The organism is Kitasatospora sp. NPDC056327, assembly GCF_042261735.1.
Taxonomy (GTDB): Bacteria; Actinomycetota; Actinomycetes; order Streptomycetales; family Streptomycetaceae; genus Kitasatospora.
This window is the reverse complement of sequence record NZ_JBHJRC010000512.1, coordinates 1-2,545: the sequence shown is the minus strand read 5'-3', so window position 1 is coordinate 2,545 and position 2,545 is coordinate 1. Positions and strand designations below refer to the sequence as shown.

The window sequence follows — 2,545 nt, the reverse complement described above, 5'->3', positions numbered from 1 at the left end:
CCCTCCCGACCTCCGTCGCGACCGCCGCCGGCCGGCGCGGGCCGGGTCAGCCCTGCTGCGCCAGCCAGTCGGTGAAACGGGCCGCGGCGAGCTCCGCGCCGGGGCCGGGGAGCAGCGTGGTCTCCTCCAGCTCGGCGCCGAAGTAGCGGGCGCCCGGGTCCGCGACGACGGTGCGCGGGTCGTGGGAGGCGGCCAGGTAGGTGCGGACCAGCTCGTCCAGCCCGAAGACGTCGGGGCCGGCCACCTCCAGCACACCGCCGACCGGGGCGCCGACGGCCGTGCGGGCGACGGTGGCGGCCACGTCGTCGGAGCGGACCGGCTGGATCTTCGCCGGGGACAGCCGCACGGTGCCGCCGTCGGTCGCCGAGGCCGCGATGCCCTTCGCGAACTCGAAGAACTGCGTGGCGTGGACGATGGAGTACGGGATCCCGGAGTCCTGGATCAGTTCCTCCTGGGCCTGCTTGGCCCGGAAGTAGCCGCTCTCCTGGAGCCGTGCGGTGCCGACCACGGACAGCGCGACGTGGTGGGCGATCCCGGCGTCGGCCCCGGCCCGCAGCAGGTTGGCGGTCGAGGTGCGGAAGAACTCCAGCACGGCGCGGTCCTCGAACGAGGGGGAGTTCGACACGTCGACCACGGCCGAGGCGTCCTTCAGGACCTCGGCGAGGCCCTCGCCCGTGAGTGTGTCGACGCCCGTGCCGGGCGCGGCCGCCACCGCCTCGTGGCCCTGCTCGCCCAGGCGGGCGACCAGCTTCGAGCCGATGAGTCCGGTGCCACCGATCACGACGATCTTCATGGGGGAGTCCTCTCGCGGAGTTGTGTCCGGGCCGGCCCGGGGGCGGTGCCCCGTGGCCCGTGTCCATCAAGACAGGACGGCCCGCCGATCCGTGACAACGACCGGGGTGAACCGGCGCCCGGGACCGCCGAGGGGTGAACCGGCGCCCGGGACCGGCGCGGGCTCAGCCGTCCAGGGCGGCCAGGAACGGGGCCAGCTTGGCCGGGCTCATCCACCACATGATCGTCTCGATCCCCTCGCCCGACACGTCCAGGGCCAGCAGTGCCGGGGTGCCCCCGGCGGGCGTGACGAGCACGGCGGGCCGGCCGTTGGCCTCGACCCACCGCAGCGCGGTCCCCGGCCAGAAGCGCGGGGCGAACGCCGCCAGGTACCGGGCCACCACGAGGCGTCCGAGGACCGGGATCCGGGAGGCGCCGCGGGCGCCCCCGCCGTCGGTCCAGCTGACGACGTCCGCCGCGAGCAGCCGCTCCAGCACCGCCAGGTCGCCGGTCCGCGCGGCGCCCACGAACACCTCCAGCAGCCGCCGGTGCTCGGCGGCGTCCACCCGCGCCCGGCGCGCGGCGGCCAGGTGCCTGCGGGCCCGGCTCACCAGCTGGCGGGCGTTGGCCTCACTGGTCTCCAGGATGTCCGCGACCCGCCGGTACGGGTAGTCGAAGGCCTCCCGCAGCACGTAGGCCGCGCGCTCCACCGGGTTCAGCCTCTCCAGGAGCAGCAGGACGGCCAGTCCGACCGCCTCGGCCCGCTCGGCACCCAGCTGGGGATCGGCGGAGGTGTCCACCGGTTCGGGGAGCCACGGACCGACGTAGGCCTCCCGCCGCACCCGGGCGGACGTGGCGACGTTGACGGCCAGCCGGGTGGTCACGGTGGCCAGGAACGCGGCCGGCTCCAGCACGGCGGAGCGGTCGGTGCCCTGCCACCGCAGCCAGGTCTCCTGGACGACGTCCTCCGCCTCCACCGCGCTGCCGAGCACCCGGTAGGCGATCCCGAACAGCCGGGGGCGCACCGCGAGGAAGTCCCGGGTCGCCCGGTCGGGGGATCCGGTGTCCGTACCGGGCTGCATGGTCGTGTCCTCCGGGTCGGGGCGGGGCGGTCGGTGCGGGGCGGTGCGGGGCGGTGCCGGCCGTGCCGTGGACGGGGGCCGCGGTCACCCTGTCACAGATCGGTGCGGTGTCCGGTCAGAACCGTCGACGGCCGGGCGTCCACGGCCGCCCCCACCGGGGCGGCGCGCCCGGGACCCGTGACACACCAGCGGAGGGAACGGGACGATGACCGACGGGAACGCGGCACACGTGCACGGTGCCGGACACCACGACGGGGCGCCGAGCTGGACGACCGCGGCGCGGATGCTGCAGGACGCCTCGCCGATCACGGTCCCCGAGGGGGCCTCGGCGATGACCGTGCTGATCGAGTGGGAGCCCGGCGACCCGGGCACCCCGCCGCACCGGCACTCCGGCCCGGCCTTCGGGTACGTCGTCGAGGGCGCCGTCCGGTTCGAGATCGAGGGCGAGCCCGAGCGGGTCGTCGGGGCCGGCGGCACCTTCTGGGAACCGGGCGGCGACGTGATCCACTACCAGGACGGCAACGCGCTCACGGACGCGAGGACCCGCTTCGTGGTCACCATGCTGTGTGCGCCGGGCCGTCCGATGCTCGAACCGGTCGGCCCGGCGGAGCTGGCGGAGCGCGCCCACCTGCGCGCGCCCCGGCCGGCCCGCTGACCGGCCGCCTCCCCCGGTGCCGGCCGCGGCCCCCGCA

The 2,545-nt window shown here is 76.2% G+C and carries 3 protein-coding genes; 1 reads left to right on the top strand and 2 read right to left on the bottom strand.

From position 1 onward, the window contains the following. Positions 1-46: 46 nt before the first annotated feature. Positions 47-793 carry an SDR family oxidoreductase gene (locus ACFCX4_RS35880; protein WP_376151613.1) on the bottom strand — a complete coding sequence of 249 codons (747 nt, stop codon included), beginning with the start codon at positions 791-793 and terminating at the stop codon, positions 47-49. Positions 794-956: 163 nt separating this feature from the next. Beyond that, the gene (locus ACFCX4_RS35875) at positions 957-1,853 is read right to left on the bottom strand and encodes an RNA polymerase sigma-70 factor (RefSeq protein ID WP_376151611.1); all 897 of its coding nucleotides are present in this window, start codon (positions 1,851-1,853) and stop codon (positions 957-959) included. Between the two features lie 205 nt (positions 1,854-2,058). Between ACFCX4_RS35875 and ACFCX4_RS35870 the strand changes: the two genes are divergently transcribed. Further along, the gene (locus tag ACFCX4_RS35870) at positions 2,059-2,508 is read left to right on the top strand and encodes a cupin domain-containing protein (protein ID WP_376151609.1); all 450 of its coding nucleotides are present in this window, start codon (positions 2,059-2,061) and stop codon (positions 2,506-2,508) included. Positions 2,509-2,545: the final 37 nt, after the last annotated feature.